General features: G+C 71.6%; 14 protein-coding genes and 1 pseudogene. 7 read left to right on the forward strand and 8 right to left on the reverse strand.

Going from position 1 to position 16,850, the window contains the following annotated elements; all coding sequences use genetic code 11:
* The first annotated feature begins 153 nt into the window (after positions 1 to 153).
* The 6 genes from NAMU_RS06670 to NAMU_RS06695 are packed head-to-tail and all read left to right on the forward strand — an operon-like array spanning position 154 to position 5,523.
* Complete coding sequence (locus NAMU_RS06670) at positions 154 to 420, forward strand: hypothetical protein (protein WP_015746645.1); 267 nt, start codon at positions 154 to 156, stop codon at positions 418 to 420.
* Between the two features lie 38 nt (positions 421 to 458).
* On the forward strand, positions 459 to 1,382 hold the full coding sequence (locus NAMU_RS06675; RefSeq protein ID WP_015746646.1) for a hypothetical protein: 924 nt from the start codon (positions 459 to 461) through the stop codon (positions 1,380 to 1,382).
* 19 nt (positions 1,383 to 1,401) lie between these two features.
* Positions 1,402 to 2,049 (forward strand): hypothetical protein, encoded by a 648-nt coding sequence (locus NAMU_RS06680; protein WP_015746647.1) that lies wholly within the window; start codon positions 1,402 to 1,404, stop codon positions 2,047 to 2,049.
* Positions 2,046 to 2,726, forward strand: coding sequence for a hypothetical protein (locus NAMU_RS06685; protein WP_015746648.1), 681 nt, complete (start codon positions 2,046 to 2,048; stop codon positions 2,724 to 2,726). The genes NAMU_RS06680 and NAMU_RS06685 overlap by 4 nt, the downstream gene beginning before the upstream one ends.
* Positions 2,723 to 4,087, forward strand: coding sequence for an alpha/beta hydrolase (locus tag NAMU_RS06690; RefSeq protein ID WP_015746649.1), 1,365 nt, complete (start codon positions 2,723 to 2,725; stop codon positions 4,085 to 4,087). Before NAMU_RS06685 ends, NAMU_RS06690 begins: the two co-directional genes overlap by 4 nt.
* On the forward strand, positions 4,084 to 5,523 hold the full coding sequence (locus NAMU_RS06695) for an RDD family protein (protein WP_015746650.1): 1,440 nt from the start codon (positions 4,084 to 4,086) through the stop codon (positions 5,521 to 5,523). Before NAMU_RS06690 ends, NAMU_RS06695 begins: the two co-directional genes overlap by 4 nt.
* Positions 5,524 to 5,583: 60 nt before the next feature.
* On the opposite strand, the gene NAMU_RS06700 is transcribed toward NAMU_RS06695, so the two are convergent.
* From NAMU_RS06700 to NAMU_RS06720, 5 genes are all read right to left on the reverse strand, one after another.
* On the reverse strand, positions 5,584 to 6,669 hold the full coding sequence (locus NAMU_RS06700) for an S-(hydroxymethyl)mycothiol dehydrogenase (protein ID WP_015746651.1): 1,086 nt from the start codon (positions 6,667 to 6,669) through the stop codon (positions 5,584 to 5,586).
* A 60-nt stretch (positions 6,670 to 6,729) separates the two neighbouring features.
* Positions 6,730 to 7,674 (reverse strand): 3-carboxyethylcatechol 2,3-dioxygenase, encoded by a 945-nt coding sequence (locus NAMU_RS06705; RefSeq protein ID WP_015746652.1) that lies wholly within the window; start codon positions 7,672 to 7,674, stop codon positions 6,730 to 6,732.
* A complete protein-coding gene (locus NAMU_RS06710) occupies positions 7,671 to 8,552 on the reverse strand; it encodes an alpha/beta fold hydrolase (protein ID WP_015746653.1) in 882 nt (293 codons plus the stop codon). Before NAMU_RS06710 ends, NAMU_RS06705 begins: the two co-directional genes overlap by 4 nt.
* 28 nt (positions 8,553 to 8,580) lie before the next feature.
* The gene (locus NAMU_RS06715; RefSeq protein WP_015746654.1) at positions 8,581 to 10,266 is read right to left on the reverse strand and encodes a bifunctional 3-(3-hydroxy-phenyl)propionate/3-hydroxycinnamic acid hydroxylase; all 1,686 of its coding nucleotides are present in this window, start codon (positions 10,264 to 10,266) and stop codon (positions 8,581 to 8,583) included.
* 251 nt (positions 10,267 to 10,517) lie between these two features.
* A complete protein-coding gene (locus NAMU_RS06720; protein ID WP_015746655.1) occupies positions 10,518 to 11,219 on the reverse strand; it encodes an IclR family transcriptional regulator in 702 nt (233 codons plus the stop codon).
* Positions 11,220 to 11,379: 160 nt separating this feature from the next.
* On the opposite strand from NAMU_RS06720, the gene NAMU_RS06725 reads away from it, so the two are divergent.
* Positions 11,380 to 12,798 (forward strand): MFS transporter, encoded by a 1,419-nt coding sequence (locus NAMU_RS06725; RefSeq protein WP_015746656.1) that lies wholly within the window; start codon positions 11,380 to 11,382, stop codon positions 12,796 to 12,798.
* Positions 12,799 to 12,927: 129 nt separating this feature from the next.
* Here the strand turns inward: NAMU_RS06725 and NAMU_RS06730 are convergent, their stop codons facing one another.
* The 3 genes and pseudogenes from NAMU_RS06730 to NAMU_RS31710 form a co-directional block, all read right to left on the reverse strand.
* The gene (locus NAMU_RS06730; protein ID WP_015746657.1) at positions 12,928 to 14,283 is read right to left on the reverse strand and encodes an FAD-dependent oxidoreductase; all 1,356 of its coding nucleotides are present in this window, start codon (positions 14,281 to 14,283) and stop codon (positions 12,928 to 12,930) included.
* A gap of 109 nt (positions 14,284 to 14,392) precedes the next feature.
* A complete protein-coding gene (locus NAMU_RS31705; protein WP_407669230.1) occupies positions 14,393 to 15,352 on the reverse strand; it encodes an aldehyde dehydrogenase family protein in 960 nt (319 codons plus the stop codon).
* Between the two features lie 60 nt (positions 15,353 to 15,412).
* A pseudogene (locus NAMU_RS31710) lies at positions 15,413 to 16,846 on the reverse strand (aldehyde dehydrogenase family protein); the annotation flags it as partial.
* Positions 16,847 to 16,850 lie beyond the last annotated feature (4 nt).

The raw sequence follows: 16,850 nt of genomic DNA on the forward strand, positions 1-16,850 counted from the left end.
ACCGGCGCGATCGAACCGCCCGGGGTCGGGCCGATGGGGAGTCGTCCCCATCGACCGGAACGACCCGACAGCACAGACTCGAACCCACGGCCGCGGGGAGCGGCCGGCCCACCAATCGCGGACCAGCGGTCCGCACGAAGGGGAGTGAACTCCATGGCCATGCAGGGAATGGATACCGGCGAGGTCCGCGTCCTGGCGCAGCAGCTGCACCAGGCATCCACCGACATCACCACCCTGGTCTCGACGCTGACCCAGCGGGTGCAGAACGCGCCGTGGGCCGGTCCGGACCGGGAGCGGTTTGTCGCCGACTGGCAGTCGCACCACGTCACCGCGCTGAACACGGTCGCCCAGGCGCTCAGCGACGCGGGCACGTTGGCCACCACCAACGCCCAGCAGCAGGACGACGCCTCCAACGCCTGACGCGGGGTCGGGGGATCGGGGGCGGTGCCGTGAGCACCATGATCGGATCCGACGTCGACGAGCTGCGCGCGTTGGCGGCGGAGCTGGACACCAGGGCGGCGACCCTGCGGTCCGTGGAGGTCCAGCTGACCTGGCGAATCCACGGCGCACCCTGGCAGGGCGGCGATGTCGAGCGCTTCCGGCACGACTGGAACGACCGGCACCGCCGGGCGATCACGATCAGCGCCGCCGGCATCGACGAGGCGGCCCGGGTGCTGCGGGCCAATGCCGACCAGCAGGAGCTGGCCAGTGCGTCCGGCTTCACTGGCCGGGTCCCGGCGGTCGGCCGATTCGACGGCGCCGGTGGAGTGGGCGGCGCGGTCAGCGGGGATGGGGACGGATGGATGGCCGCCTACCTGGCCACCACCGATTCCGGCTGGTGGCAGGGGGCGGGTGACGTAACCGCCCTCGGGGATGCCGCCCATACCTCCTTCGAGGAAGCCCGGCGCGCCGTGCGGAGCGAGGATCTGGTCGCGGACTTCCTCCATGCCCCGCACGAGCCGCTCGGCGTTGCCGGTCGGGTCGGTGTCGGATTCGGCCTGGCCGGGATGGTGTTCGACGCACAGGAACTGGGCGAGGATCTGGCGACCGGCGACGGTTGGGGGGTGGCCCTCAGCGGTGCTTCTCTCGCAGTGGGGGGTCTGGCCACGATGGCCGCCGTCGGCATGGGCACTGCGGCGATCGTCGGTGCGGCCCCTGCACTGGCGGTCGGCGCTCTGGTCGTGGGGCTGGCCAGCTTTGCCTACCACGAGCCGGCGGTCCGCGGCGTCGTGACCGGAGCCGGCGACGCCGTCGTCCGGGCCGGCGAATGGGCGGCCGACCGGGCTCGGGACGTGGCCGGCGGCCTGGCCCGCTCCGCGACGGACGCGGGAAAGCGGTTTGTCGACGGCATCTTCGGCAAGCCCGCCTGGGCGCCGTGGTGAGCAGAACACGGGAGCTGCGATGAGTTCACCTGGATCCGAGACGAAACCGGCCGCGCCGACCAGCCTGACCGCGCACGAGTTGCGCTACCTGCTTGATCTCGAGTCGTCCGCCGCGGCTCGGGCCAATCTGCGGCGGCTGAACCTGCCGGCCGTGGCCGATGACAGTGACGCCGTCGAGGCGGGCGCCGCCACCCTGCTCGTGCGGGGGCTGGCGCAGCTGGCCGACGGAAAGCTGCGGCTGGGTGAGATCGCCGGGCTCGTCGGGTATGTGCTCACGCACGCGAGCACCTGGACCGAGCTGGCCCTGATCGGCGTTGACGTCGCCGACGGTGCGCTGCTGCTCACCGAGGACGACGTCACCCTGCTCTTCATCCCCCGCCCACTGGCCATCTTCGACGTCCTGGCGCTGCGTCGGCCCTCCGGTGCGCGGGAGATGGTCATGTCCCTGGCGACCGCCTTCTTGGACGGCGGCCATGACCGGATCGCGGTCGTGCGGGCGGACGGCGGATCGGGCGAGCGATCCGCGGCAGTGATCCGGACCGGGCCCGATCGCTGGCGGGTCGCCGTCGACGTGCCGCGGCCGGGCGCGCCCGAGCTTCCCGAATCCTCGTATCTGGACACTGACCGGGCCTCGGCGTTGCGCACGCTCGCGCAGGTGCCGGCATGACGGCGGCTGCCGGGACCCCGACCACCCGGCTGTCTTCGGAGGAGCTGGCCTACCTGCTGCAGATGGCGCCGGGCGACCACGAGCTGGCCGCCGAGCGGTTGCGCCTGCCGGCCGATGATGCGGCCGGGCGGGCCGCGCTGGCCGCGCGGGGCGGTGTGCGGATCGAGCACGGCACCATTCGTCCGACGCTCGAGAACGCGGCGGCCGCACTGGTGCTGGCCGCGGCGACCAGCTGGGTGGAGATCGGCGTGGCCGGGGCTGGCCGGGCTGACGTGCTGCACGTCGTCGCGGGGGCCGGCGCGGTGCTTGTGGTGAACCGGCGGGCGCTGGGCGTATGGGAGTTCACCGGATTGCGGCCCGGCGTGCCGATCGACGCGGGCGTGCTGCGGATGCTGGCCGCGCTGCTCGACGCGCCGTCCTCGGGACTGGTCGTGGTGAACCGCGTCGACCGCGGCGGCGGGGCCGGCCCGGCGGCGGTGATCGGCGTCCGCGCCGGCGAGCACTGGCGGCTGGCCCGGCGGGACGACGTGCTGCCCGCGGGTGCGGTGGCCGCGCTGAGCCGCAGCACCGAACCGGGACCGGGATGGACCGCGATGGGAGCCGGTGGGCCCGCCGACCTGCTGTCCTGGGTCGCCCTCGTGGTCGGCGCCGGCGAGCCGAATCGGGCGCCACGATGACCATGATCGGCGCCGACCCGGACGAGCTGGACCGCCTCGCCGCCACGTTCGACCACGCGGCCGAGCAGACCCGGCGCATCGAATGGCTGGCCAGTTCGCGCCTGTTCCTGGCCGGCTGGCACGGGCCCGACATCGACGACATCCGGTTCCGCTGGCACCACGGCGCGCGCCCGGGGCTGCGGCACTGCACGCAGTCGCTGACCCAGGCCGCCCGGCAGGTCCGGGATCAGGCCGACCAGCAACGCCGGGCCTCCGACGCCGGACTGTTCTACGCCCGGTCCTCGACCTGGTCCCCGGGCTTGGGTGACCTGCTGGGGCAGGCCTGGCGGGACGCCGTCGGCACCGGCCGATCCCTGCTGGATGCGATCGGCAGCGCCACCGGGGATCTGTTCGTCTCCCTGGCCACGCTCGTGCCCGTCGGTGCGGCAGCCGTCGGCGAGGCGCTGGACGACCTGGGCCGGCAGAGTGCGAAGACGGCCGGCGACATCGTCGACGACGTGATCAAGCCGTGGCTGGACCGCGAGATCCTGCAGAACTACGACCTTCTCGCCGGACTGCCCGGCATCGGGGAGCTGGTCGAGCAGACGGCCGGCGTGGTTCCCGCGGCCAGCCTGCTCGACGGAACGGGCCGTCAACTCGACGTGACCACGGTCTACGACAACCTGGCCACCAACTACGGCGGGCCCGGGCACATCGAGGTGCAGACCGTGCGGGGGGCCGACGGCCAGGACCGTTACGTCGTCTACATCCCCGGCACCCAGGAGTGGTTGCCGGGCAGCAACAATCCGGCCGACGTGATGTCCGACCTGGAGGTCGGCGGCTTCTACGACGACACGCCCCTGTCCATCGCCGTCGAGAAGGCGATGAATGCCGCTGGCATCCCGCCCGGCGCCCCGGTCGTGCTGGCCGGACACAGTCTGGGTGGCCTGACCGCGGTCCAACTGTCCCGGGATGCCGATTTCACCGCCCGCTACGACGTCCAGGGCGTGTTCACCGCGGGCGCCGGCACCGACCTGACCCCACCGCCGGACGGCGTGCAGTTCCAGGCGCTGCGCCACTACAACGACGTGGTGTCGTGGCTGGGCGATTCCGAGCCGGTGCGGACCGGGGCGCCCGGCCAGCACGAGCACTGGTCATGGGGTCCGAGCCCGATCAATCCGTTGGACAATCACAACATGCCCGGATATCAGGACGACGCTCAGCGATTGCAAGACGCCGGTGCCTTCACCGGGACCCAGCAGGCGCTGCCCGGCTTCTTCGGACCCGGCTCCGCCGTCGTCGACTCGCAGGGATTTCAGGCCCGCAAGTTGACCTACCTCGGTGATGCCCCGGCGCTCTCGGCCGAACCGGTGGCGCCGTGAACCCCGGTTCGTTCTGCGGTTCCTGCGGCGCCGTGGTCAAGCCTGGCGCGCTGTACTGCGCCGGATGCGGGGCACCCGCGGCCGCGTCGACGGTGTCCACCCCGGTGCCGCCGCCGACCATGATCGGCACCATTGGCGGTGCGCCTGGCCGGACCGACACGGCCGACCCGGCAACGGGTTCGATCAGCGGGCCGGTGGACGTCGCGGGCCTGGCCGGCTTCGGTCGTCGGGTCGGCGCCTACCTGATCGACGGGATCGTGCCGGCGGCGTGCAGCACCCTGGGGTTCCTCGCGCTGATCACCGAGGCTCTGTCAGGATCGACCCCCGCGCTGGCCCTGCCGCTGGTGCTGCTGGTCGGGATACCGCTGCTGTACTTCGTCGTGCTCTGGGTGATGGCCGCCCGGGGCAGCAGCCCGGGCAATGCGCTGCTGGGGATCCGCGTGGTCCGCGCATCGACCGGCCAGCGCCCGGGGGCCGGCCTGGGACTGGCTCGCCTGCTGCTGCGCAACCTGCTCATCGGGGTGACGATCGGGATCGGCGGCTTCTCGCCGCTGTGGGACTCCTCCGGCCGGCGTCGGGGTTGGTGGGACGCGGCGTGCGACACGCTGGTGCTGGATCGGGACGCGGTGCCGGCCTACCGCGCGGATGCTGCCCGGCGCCGGACGCCGTCGCTGGCTGACTTGTCCCGCTCGGGCCTGCCCGTCGTCGACGGCCCGGCCGCGCCGACCCCCGACCCGGCGTGGGGACGGGCGGCGGCGGCCGTGGACGACCGTCCGGCCTGGGACCTCCCGCCGATCCCGCCCCCGTCCCGGCCGGCCGCGTCGCCGGCGGCCAGCGGACCGGTCGCAACCTGGGGCGACCGCCCGGCGACTGTCCCGTCGACCACTCCGCCGACGACGGCGATGCCGGCCGCCAGGGTCTCGGGCGAAGGGCCCCCGCCGGCCGTCGAACCGGACCCCGAGGCCGATCCGGCCTGGTCGCAGCCGGTGACGAGCGGTCCGGTCATCCGGGCCGTACCCCGATTCGGCTCGGCCGGTGCGAGCGAGCAGCGACTGGACCACACCCGGATGCGGGTCACCCCGCCGCCGACCTCCCCGCCGACCGCCGCGCTCACCTGGCGCCTCGAGCTGGACGACGGCCGCTGCCTGCCGTTGGACGGTCCGCTCGTTCTGGGCCGCGACCCAAGCATCGGCCCCGATGAGTCGACCGCGACCCTGGTGCCGGTCTCCGACGACGCGCGCAGCGTGTCCAAGACGCACCTGCGGTTGGACGTCGCCGCCGGCGGCGTCCAGGTCACCGATCGGCACTCGACCAACGGGGTGGTCATCGTCACCGCCGGGGTGGATCTGCGCTGTGTCCCCGGGGTGCCGACGCCGGTGCCGAACGGCTCTACCGTCCGCTTCGGGGACCGCAGCCTGGTCGTGCGTCAATCCTGACGGCGGCCGCCGTGGGCCCGCGGGATGACCGGCCGACCCGTTCCTCGGCGCCCGGTTCGCTCAGAGCACGACCACCGACCGCAGCAGGTCCCCGCCGTGCATCATGTCGAAAGCCGCTTCGATGTCACCGATTCCGATGGTCTCGGTAACGAACTTGTCCAGCGGCAACCGGCCCTGCAGGTACAGCTCGGACAGCACCGGGAAGTCGCGGCTGGGCAGGCAGTCGCCGTACCACGCCGACTTGAGCGACCCGCCACGGCCGAAGAAGTCCAGCAGCGGCATCTCCAGCTGCATGGTCGGGGTGGGAACCCCGACCAGCACGACGGTCCCGGCCAGGTCGCGGCCGTAGAACGCCTGCTTCCAGGTCTCCGGGCGGCCCACCGCGTCGATGGCCACGTCGACGCCGAATCCGCCGGTGGCGTCCTGGATCTGCTCGACGACGTCCCCGTCATCCGGATGCACGGTGTGAGTGGCGCCGAACTCCTTGGCCCACTCGAGCTTTCGCTTGTCCGTGTCGACCGCGATGATGGTGTGGGCACCGACCAGGGCGGCGCCGGCGATGGCTGCGTCGCCCACCCCGCCGCACCCGATCACGGCGACCGAATCGTTGCGGGTGACCGCGCCGGTGTTGATCGCGGCGCCGATGCCGGCCATCACGCCGCAGCCGAGCAGGCCGGCGATCTGCGGGGGAATGCGCGGGTCCACCTTGGTGCACTGGCCCGCGGCGACCAGGGTCTTGTCGGCGAAGGCGCCGATACCCAGCGCCGGCGACAGCGGCGTCCCGTCGACCAGGGTCATCTTCTGCTGCGCGTTGTGGGTGGCGAAGCAGTACCAGGGCCGCCCGCGCCGGCAGGCCCGGCACTGCCCGCAGACGGCTCGCCAGTTCAGGATCACGTAGTCGCCCGGAGCGACCTCGGTGACGCCGGGACCGACCGCCGAGACCACGCCCGCGGCCTCGTGCCCCAGCAGGTAGGGGTAGTCCGCGCCGATGCCACCGAGCTTGTAGTGCAGATCGGTGTGGCACACCCCGCAGGCCTGCACGTCGACCAGCGCCTCGCCGGGTCCCGGGTCGGGAACCACGATCGTGGTCAGCTGGACGGGGGCGTCCTTGGCCAGCGACACCACACCTTGCACTTCGTGCGCCATGAATCGGGCTCCTTGCCTGCGGACGGACCGGGACGCAGGCGAGGGTAACCGGTCGACCCGTCAGCCGGTCAGCGTGGCCGTGGTGACTCCGAAACCGGCGATGTACTCCCGGATGGGCCGGTAGAACGAATAGGTCACCGCGTACTCGCCCACCGCACCCAGGGCGGCGTAGGCGGCGATCCAGGTGCGCACCTCGTGTGAGGAGTTGCCGGCGACCTCGGTCATCCAGTCCGGCGTCCACGCGTCCAGAGGAGTCAGATCGCCCGAGGCCAAGATGTCCATCAGGGCCCGGTCCCACTCGGGGGCCAGGTCCTTGATGGCCGCGGTGCCGGCGGCGAAGTCGCGGGCGGTGCTGATCACCCGCTGCTGGCGCTCGTCCCTGGCCGCCGCGGTGAGGTGTCGCCCGCCCCCGAGCAGGAACTCGCGCTGCTCGGGGGTCGCCGTGGCGATCCGCGGGACCGGCGGGTCATGGGACAGGCCGCCGGAGGCCAGAAAGAGCACCCGTTGGTCGCTCCGGGCGAAGAACGAGCCGATGGCCCGGCCGAGCAGCCGGATTCGTTGCACCGGGCTGAAGGGCGGGGCGACGCAGTTGAGAAAGATCGGGATGACCGGCTGGGCGGCGATGTCGCCGAACATCAGCTCCAGCGGCTGCACCGCGCCGTGGTCGACCTCCATCCGCAGGGACACGGCTGTATCCAGGCCCTGATCGAGGACGAACCCGGCGAGTTCCCTGGCGGTCTCGGTCGGCACGTTCAGCGGCCCAGCCTGGCTGCCGTAGTCGCCGATCGAGACGGCGTCGTAGCCGATGCAGACGGTCGGCATGAGCTCGTAGAAGAACCCGTTGTAGTGGTCGGGACCGAAGTTGACGATCAGGTCGGGGTCGAAGTCCCGGACGAAGCTGCGGGCCTGGTCGAAGGCGCCGGTGACGGCGGCGGCGACTTCCGGGCCGGGATCGACGTGGTCGAGCAGCGGGCTGTGCGACATGGACAGCAGGGCGGCGGTCATGCCCGGTCAGCTCCTTCCAGCAGGAAGTCCAGGTGGATGCGATTGAAGGTCTCGGCGTCCTCGTACTGCGGCCAGTGGCCGCAGTTGTCCATCACGGCCAGCCGGCCGTTGGGGATGAGGCCGGCGATGCGCCGGCCCTCGTCGACCGGTCCGGAGGGGTCCTTGGTCGTCCACAGCACCATGGCCGGGGCCCCGATCGCGCGCAGGTCGTCGTCGGAGAGCATGTTCCGCCGACGGATCGGCAGATCCTGCAGGGCCATGTTCCGCTCGCAGGCCATCAGCCAGTCGGGTTGTTCGAAGATCTGCTGGCGGGTGCGGATCAGGTCGTCGGTGACCATGGTCGGGTCGGCCATCAGCCACTCCAGCCGGGCCTTCACGCGCTCCCAGGACGGATCCTTGGCGGCCTCGATCGACAGGGTGTAGAGCCGCTCCATCACCGTCGGGTTGGCCATGGTGCCACCCATGGTGTTCAGCACGATCCGCTGCACCCGCTCCGGGTGCTGTTGGGCCAGGCGGGCGGTCACCCAGCCACCGAGCGATTCGCCGGAGAACGAAGCCTTCTCGACTCCGATGGCGTCCATGAATCCGAGCACCTGCTCGATGTAGTGCGTGATCTCCAACGGGTGATCGGGCTTGGCGCTGTACCCGTGCCCGATGAAATCGATGGCCCAGACGTCGAAATGCGCGCCGTGCGCGGCCAGGTTCCGGACGTAGGCCTCGGCGTGGCCGGTGATCCCGTGCAGCAGGATCAGGGCCGGACGGCCGGGCTTGCCGGCGTGCAGGTACCGGGTGCGATAGCCCCCGGCGTCGAGGAATCCCTGCGCGAACTCGACCTGGTTCAGGTCGGACCACACGCTGGTGTAGGGACGGTCGGTCATGGCGAAAGTCCTTTCTGAGTAGCCGGTCTCAGGCGGCCGGGAACGAGATGGCGGTCAGCAGCGCCGCCAGCAGGGCGGGCGCGTCCTGGGTGAGGCCGGCGGCCGCGACGAAACGGTCCGGCCGCAGGAAGACCACGGGGGTGGGCCGGTCGTCGAACCAGCGCTTGAGCTCACCGGTGCGGTCGGCCGCCACGACCGTGCCGTCGGCCGGCGGGTCGTTGTCCAGCTGGGTGACCGGCCGCAGCGAGATCAGCGTCGCCCCCAGGGCTTTGAGCGTGAGCAGGTCGTCGGCGGAGAACATCTGAGCCGGGTTGGCCCCCCAGCACAGAACTGCCCAGGTGGGCCCGATCAGGTCGTCCAGCAGCACGTTCGATTCGCTGGCGGTATCGACGCGGGGCTGGATGAACTGGACGCCCACCGGTGAGACCTTGGTGTTCGCCGACGCCACCGGGTGGGAGCGGCCGGTCAGCTCGGCCGCCGATCGGCCGGCCTGCCCGGTCGTGGCATCCACGACGGCGCCGTGGTGGTAACGGGGCATGGGCTTGTAGCGCATCTCGGCGAAGTGGCGCTTGACCGGCGGCGCGGCGTTGAGCACCGCCGCGACGCCGTCCCGCAGGCCGGCGACGACCCGGTTGGTGGGCTTGATGACCCGGCCGAACGCGACCGAGATGTCGATCATCGCCTTCGCGTGCTCGCGCCGCTCCAGATCGTAGGTGTCCAGCAGGGTGTCGGCGCACTCGCCGCGGAGCACCGCGGCCAGCTTCCAGGCCAGGTTGGTCGAGTCCCGGATGCCGCTGTTGTAGCCCTGGCCCTGCCACACCGGCATCAGGTGGGCGGCGTCACCGGCCAGGAAGATGCGTCCCTTGCGGAACGATCCGGCGATCCGGGAGTGGTGGGTGTAGACCCGCTGGCGGATGAAGTTGAGCCTCTCCGGGTGCGGCACATGGTCCTTGAGCAATCCCTGGACGAACGTCGGGTCGTCGACCACGGTGTCGGCCTCGTGCTCGAACAGCATGAACTCGAACCGGCGGATCGCATGCGGCAGGCCGAGCGAGACGTACGGCCGGCGCGGGTCGGCGCCCAGGAAGACGTTCGGCGTCCCCAACGGGTCGTCGTTGACGTCGATCACGAGCCAACGGGTCGACGGCGACTGTCCCTCGAAGCTGACGCCGATGTGCTTGCGGGTCCGGCTCTTGCCGCCGTCGGCGCCGACCAGATAGTGCGCGCGCAGGGTGCGCGGACCCTGCGGCGTGGATACCCCGACCTCGACGTGATCGCCGTGGTCGGTGATGGTCTCGACGGTCTGCTCGAAGCGCAGCTCGACCTGATCGAACCGGTCCAGGCCCTGCGCCAACACCTTGTCGACCAGCGGCTGGACGAAGGCGTTGCGCCGGGACCAGCCGAATTCCCTGGTACCGGGCTTGATCTCGGCAATCACCCGGCCCTTGCCGTTGACCAGCCGCATGACGTGCTGCGGCGTGGTGTGTGGCAGCACCTGCTCGACCAGGCCCATGGCCTGCAGCGAACGCAGCGATTCGTCGTCCAGGCCCACGCCCCGCGGGAAGTCGATCAGCTCGGGCAGCTGTTCGAGCACGAGGGCCCGCACGCGTTGCCGGCCCAGCAGATTGGCCAGGCCGAGGCCGGCCGGCCCGGCGCCGACGATCAGCACGTCGGCATCGAGATCGGTGGGTGGGGGTGGCGGGGCGCTGGTCATCGTTGACTCCCTCGGTGGTCAGGTGATGTGCGTTTAACGAACGAAAGCGTGCGTTATACGAACAACTATGACGAGGGCGCGGAAGGGTGTCAAGAGGGTGGCGGTCGGTCCGGCCCAGATCACTCGCGAGGTCCCACGAACCCTCGGCCGCCCGATGGCGTCGAGGATGCCGGCCGCCCCGCTGATCTCGGTCGGTGCGGGTCAGCGCAGGTCGGGGCAGGTCAGTGCAGATCAGCGCAGGTCGGCGCGGGTCAGTCCGGCGCCGCGACCAGGGCCCGGCCCAGTTCGGCGGCGGCCGCCATCACGGCGGGCCGGGCCTGCTCGATCAGTTCCGGCCGGTAGGTGATCAGGTTGATGCAGGCGGCGACGGCGGGGTCCGGAGAGGGGACCGGCACGGCCAGACCGTAGGCGCCCGGTTCGACCTCGGCGAACGACGTCGCGTACCCGTCGGCCCGGGCCTTGCGCACCCGGTCGCTGTCCTGGGCTGTCGCCGGCCGGATCGACGACAGCGCGTGCCCGGCCGCGCCACGGTCCAACGGATGGGTGCTGCCCTCGGCGAACACGATCCGGTACCGGGAGGTCTCGGATTCCACGACGGCCAACGCGACCGCCTCGTCGTTCTCCACCACCAGCAGGGACACGGTGGAACCGACGTCATTGGCCAACCGGCGCAGGATCGGCACCGCAGTCGCCCGCAGGGTGTGGAACGCGCCCGCGGTCAACTGCAGCAGGCCGACCGCTCCGCGGAACCGGCCGTCCTGGCCGCGGCTGACCAGCCCGGCGTCGACCAGCGTGGTGAGCAGCCGGTAGGCGATGGTCCGGTGCACGCCGAGCAGGTCGCCGACGTCCTGGGCGGACAGCCCGTCGGGGGCGGCGACTACGGCCTTGAGCGCGGACAGCCCCCGGGCGAGCGTTTGCGCGCCACCGGTCGCGGTTCCCGTCGCCTGAGCCATGGGCGTCAGCGTATCCGCCACAAACTCTTGACAAGGCGTCGGCCGATCCCCACGATGTTCTGTATCCGCACCAATGCGTGCGGAATATGCACAAGCCCGGGAGCGCGCCCCAGGCCGTCGGCACGACCCCTCGCAGGCCCCACGATTCAATGGAGCGTCCATGAGCCAGCCCGCCGCAGCATCCGCGGAAGCGCCCCCCGTCACCGCGCAGAAGGATCGAGCCCGCCGCCGGGCGATGATCTCCAGCTACCTCGGCACCACCGTCGAGTACTACGACTTCCTGCTTTACGGCACCGCCGCCAGCCTGGTCTTCCCGGCCCTGTTCTTCCGGGAGCTGTCGCCGATGGCGGCGACCATCGCCTCGTTCGGCACGCTGGCCGTCGGCTACCTGGCCCGCCCGATCGGTGGTGTCATCTTCGGCCACTTCGGAGACACGTTCGGCCGCAAGAACATCCTGATCATCACGCTGGTGATGATGGGCGGGGTCAGCTTCCTCATCGGGCTGCTGCCCACCCAGCAGACGATCGGCATGGCGGCCCCGATCCTGCTGGTCACGCTGCGGATCATCCAGGGCTTCGCGGTCGGCGGCGAGTGGGCCGGCGCCGCGCTGATGTCGATGGAACACGCGGCGCCCAAGGGGCGCGGGTTCGCGGCCAGCATCGTCGCCTCGGGCGGGCCGTCCGGGGCCGTCCTGGCCACCCTGGTGCTGACCGCCTTCTCCGTGCTGCCCGACGATCAGTTCCTGGCCTGGGGTTGGCGGGTGCCGTTCCTGCTGTCTGCGATCCTGGTGATGATCGCGTTCTTCATGCGGATGCGGGTCACCGAATCGCCGGAGTTCGTCGCGGCCATGGCGGCCAAGGCCGCGGCCGCGGCGGCCGAGACAGCCGAGACAGCTGCGCATACGGTGGCCCCCAAGCCGAAGGCCCCGCTGCTCACCGTGCTGCGGCACTACCCGCGGCGGACCCTGGAGGCGATCGTCGGCGGGCTCGCGCCGCTGTTCATCCAGTCGCTGCTGGCGACCTTCATGCTGACCTACGCCGTGTCCGCCGGGCACAGTCGCACGTCCGCACTGATCCTGGTCACCATCGCCAACGCCATCCACACCCTGACCATCCCGGCCTTCGCGGCGTTGTCCGATCGGATCGGTCGCAAGCCGGTGATGGTGGCCGGCGCGATCGCCGGTGCGGTGCTGATCTTCCCGATCTTCGCGCTCGTCGGCCAGGGCTCCGCGGCCGCGCTGCTGCTGGCGTTCGTGCTGGGCAACCCGATCGTGCAGGCCCTGATGTACGGACCGATGGGTGCCTGGATGAGCGAGAAGTTCCCGGCCGACTCCCGGTACACCGGGGTGGCGCTGAGCTACCAGGTGTCCTCGACGCTCGGTGCCGGCCTCGCCCCGCTGGTCGCCACCGCGCTGCTGGCCTGGACCGGCGGCACCAGCGTCACGCCCATCGCGATCCTGTTCGTGGTGCTCTGCGTGCTCTCCGGGATCACGTTCGTGTTCAGCAAGGAGACCGCCGGGGCCGAGCTGGCGCTGACCGCCGACCAGCGGGTCGACCTGGAGTCCGCGTCGATGCGCTGACCGGCTTCCCACCTCCCGCCCCCGCCCCTCGGAAGTTGATCATGGCGTTCTCTGTCGCGCACCCGGCGTGTCGCCGGCGTGTCGAGCAGAGAACGCCATGATCAACTCTGTTTGGGGGGAGTGCCGAGCTCAGGCGCGCGCGGCGATCCGGGTCATCTCGGTCCGGGAGGTGACCTTGACCCGGCCGCGACCGACCGGTTCGCCGGCGGTCAGCTCGTGCGCGTCGAGCCGGTCCCAGCCGGCGAAATCGGTGACCGGCAGGCCCTTGTCGGCCAGCAGGGCGTCGATGTCGACGGGGCCGCGGTGCGGCGCCGGGGTCAGGTCGGGGGCGTCGGCCAGCAGGTGGGCGATCGTCTCGGCCGCGTCGGACTTGGTGTGGCCGATCAGCCCGACCGGCCCACGCTTGACCCAGCCGGTCGCGTACAGGCCGGGCATGTGCTCGCCGTCCAGGTCGAGCAGCCGCCCGCCCTCGTTCGGCAGGACCAGCCGGAAGGTGTCGAACGGCAGGTCCTCGATCGCCTCGGACCGGTACCCCACCGCCCGGTAGACCGCCTGCACGTCCCAGTCGGTGAATTCGCCGGTGCCGCGGACGTTGCCGTCGCCGGTCAGCTCCTGCCGCTCGGTACGCAGCCCGGTCACGGCGCCGTCGGTGCCGGTGATCTCGACCGGATTCTCCAGGAAGTGGATGTGGATGCGGCGGTGCGGGCCCGGTCGCGGGTCGCGCATCGCCCAGTCGGAGAGCACGTCGACGACCATGCGCAGCGACTTGCTCCGGCCCAGTGCCGCCTCGGACTCGGCGTCGAACTCCATGCCCTCGGGCGCGACGACCACCTGGACGTTCGGCGAATGGTCCAGCTCGCGCAGCTCCACCGGGGTGAACTTGGCCTGGGCCGGGCCGCGGCGGGCGAACATGTGCACGTCGGTGACCGACGAGTCGGCCAGCACCGCGTGCACGTGCGGCGGGATGTCGGTCGAGAGCATCTCGTCGGCGCTGCGGGCCAGCACCCGGGCGACGTCCAGCCCGACGTTGCCGACGCCGATGACGGCGACGTGCCGCTGCTGGGACAGGTCCCAGGTCTGCTCACGGTCCGGGTGCGAGTCGTAGAACGCGACGAAGTCGGCCGCGCCGTAGGAGCGCTGCAGGTCCTCGCCCGGGATGCGCAGCGAGCGGTCCCGCTCGGCGCCGGTCGCGAAGATCACCGCGTCGTAGTAGTGCCGCAGCTCGTCGACCTTGAGGTCGACCCCGACGTGCACGTTGCCGATGAACCGGATCCGCTCGTTCTCCATCACCCGGTGCAGGGCGACGATGATCGCCTTGATCCGCGGGTGGTCGGGCGCGACGCCGTAGCGGATCAGCCCGTACGGGGTGGGCAGCCGGTCGAAGATGTCGACGGAGGCCTGCGGGTCCTTGGTGGTCAAGATATCGGCGGCGTAGATGCCGGCCGGTCCGGCGCCGACGATGGCGACGCGAAGGGGCGGTGTCATGCGGCACTCCTGGGTCTAAGTTAGGCAACCCTTCCATGGTAGGCAGCGCAAGACCCGCGGTGGACCGCAAGTGATCAAGGTCGCAGCCGTGCGGACAGCCGGCGCAGGCCTAGTACCCGCCACCGCCCCCGAGCGAGACCGCGCCGGTGGGGTGCCAGACCGTCTTGATCTCCAGGAACGCCCGCAGCCGGGCGGTGCCCGGTGGGCGGCGGAAGTCCTGCGGGCCGGGGGAGTAGACCCGCTTGACCGTGCCCGCCGCGGCCCGTTCCAGGTCCGGCCGGGCGGCGGCGTTCACCCCGGTCAGGTCCAGCGCGTTGACGTCGGCGTGCGCGGCCAGATGCGGGGCCATCTCCAACGGTCCGCCGGTGAGGATGTTCACCACCCCGCCGGGCACGTCCGAGGTGGCCAGCACCTCGGCCAGGGTCACCGCCGGCAGCGGCCAGGCCGGGGAGGCCAGCAGCACGCAGGTGTTGCCGGAGGCGATGATCGGGGCCAGCACGGCGACCAGGCCGAGCAGCGGGTCGTCGGCCGGGGCGACCGCCGCGACCACCCCGGTCGGCTCCGGCGTGGAGAAGGAGAAGAACGGCCCGGCCACGGGGTTCGCGCTGCCGAACACCTGGGCCAGCTTGTCGGTCCAGCCGGCGTAGTGCACCCAGCGGTCGATCGCCGCGTCCACCACGCGCTCGTTGGTGCCGCCGCCGCCGAGCAGCCCGACGAACTCCGTGCGCCGCGCCTCCATCAGCTCCGCGACCCGGTACAGCACCTGGCCCCGGTTGTAGGCGGTCGCCCGCGACCACTTGCCGAACGCGGACCGGGCCGCGCTGACCGCGTCCCGGGCGTCCTTGCGCGAGCCCTGGGCCACGTTCGCGACGATCGAGCCGTCGACGCCGCCGCTGGCCCGGTAGGTGCGGCCGGATTCCGAGCGGGGGAACGCCCCGCCGATGAACAGCTTGTAGGTCTTGGTCACCGCCACCCGGTCGGGGTCGATGATCGGGTCCGCGGTGGCCGAAGCCGGCGGGGGCGGCGGGAGCAGGTCCTCGATCTCCTCGTCCAGGGCCGCGGCCAGCATCGCGTCGGCGTCGTTCGGGTCGGCCGCGTCCAGGTCGATGGTCCGCGGCTCGTCGTCGGCATCCAGGTAGGCGGCCAGACCGGCGCGGCCGCCCTCCCGACCGAACCCGGACTCCTGGTAGCCGCCGAACGCGGCGGTCGGATCGAACCGGTTGAAGGTGTTCGCCCACACCACGCCGGCGCGCAGGGCCGAGGCCATGCCCAGGATCCGGGAGCCCTTCTCGGTCCACACCCCGGCCGAGAGCCCGTACGGGGTGTTGTTGGCCTTGGCCAGTGCCTCGTCCGGCGTCCGGAACGTCAGCACCGACAGCACCGGGCCGAAGATCTCCTCCCGGGCGATCCGCATCGACTGCGACACGTCGGTGAAGACGGTGGGCGCGAAATAGAAACCGCGGTCGGGTAGCGGGCACGGCGAGGTCCACCTCGTGGCCCCCTCGGCGTCCCCGGCGTCGGCCAGGGACGTGATGGTGGCCAGTTGCCCGGCCGAGTTGATCGCGCCGACGTCGGTGTTCTTGTCCATCGGGTCGCCGACCCGCAGGGTCGAGATGCGGTCCTGCAGCTTGGCGATCACCTCGTCGACGATCGATTCCTGGACCAGCAGACGCGATCCCGCGCAGCACACGTGACCTTGATTGAAGAAGATGCCGTTGACGATGCCCTCGACGGCCTGGTCGATCGGCGCGTCGTCGAAGACGATGTTGGCCGCCTTGCCGCCCAACTCGAGGGTCAGCTTGCGGCCGGTGCCGGCCAGCGAGGCCTGGATCTGCTTGCCGACCTCGGTGGAGCCGGTGAAGGCGACCTTGTCGATGCCCGGGTGGTTGACCAGGGCGGCGCCGATGTCGCCGGCGCCGGTGATGATGTTGACCACCCCGGGCGGCAGGTCGGCGTCGGCGATGATCTCGGCCAGCACCAGCGCGCTCAGCGGCGTGGTCTCGGCGGGTTTGAGGACCACGGTGTTGCCGGCGGCCAGCGCCGGCGCGATCTTCCAGGCGGCCATCAGCAGCGGGAAGTTCCACGGAATGACCTGGCCGGCCACGCCCAGCGGCCGGACCGCCGGTCCGTAACCGGCGTGCCCGAGCTTGTCCGCCCAGCCGGCGTGGTGGAAGAAGTGGGCCGACGCGGTCGGGATGTCCACGTCCCGCGATTCCTTGATCGGCTTGCCGTTGTCCAGCGTCTCCACCACGGCCAGCTCCCGGGCGCGCTCGGCGATGCCGCGGGCGATCCGGAACAGGTAGGTGCCGCGCTGCGCCGGGGTCAGCCGCGACCACGGCCCGTCGAACGCCGTCCGGGCGGCGTGCACCGCGTCGTCGATGTCGGCCCGGCCGGCGGTGCTGACGATCGCCAGCGGCTCCTCGGTGGCCGGATTGATCGTCTTGACGTCCTCGCCGCGCCCGTCGACGAAGCGGCCGTTGACGAACAGTTGGTACCGCTCGCGCAGCCGGCCGATCGCCGCCGACTCCGGAGCCGGGTCGTACTGCCAATCCAGGTGCGCCATCAGT

This window comes from Nakamurella multipartita DSM 44233 (assembly GCF_000024365.1).
Taxonomy (GTDB): domain Bacteria; phylum Actinomycetota; class Actinomycetes; order Mycobacteriales; family Nakamurellaceae; genus Nakamurella; species Nakamurella multipartita.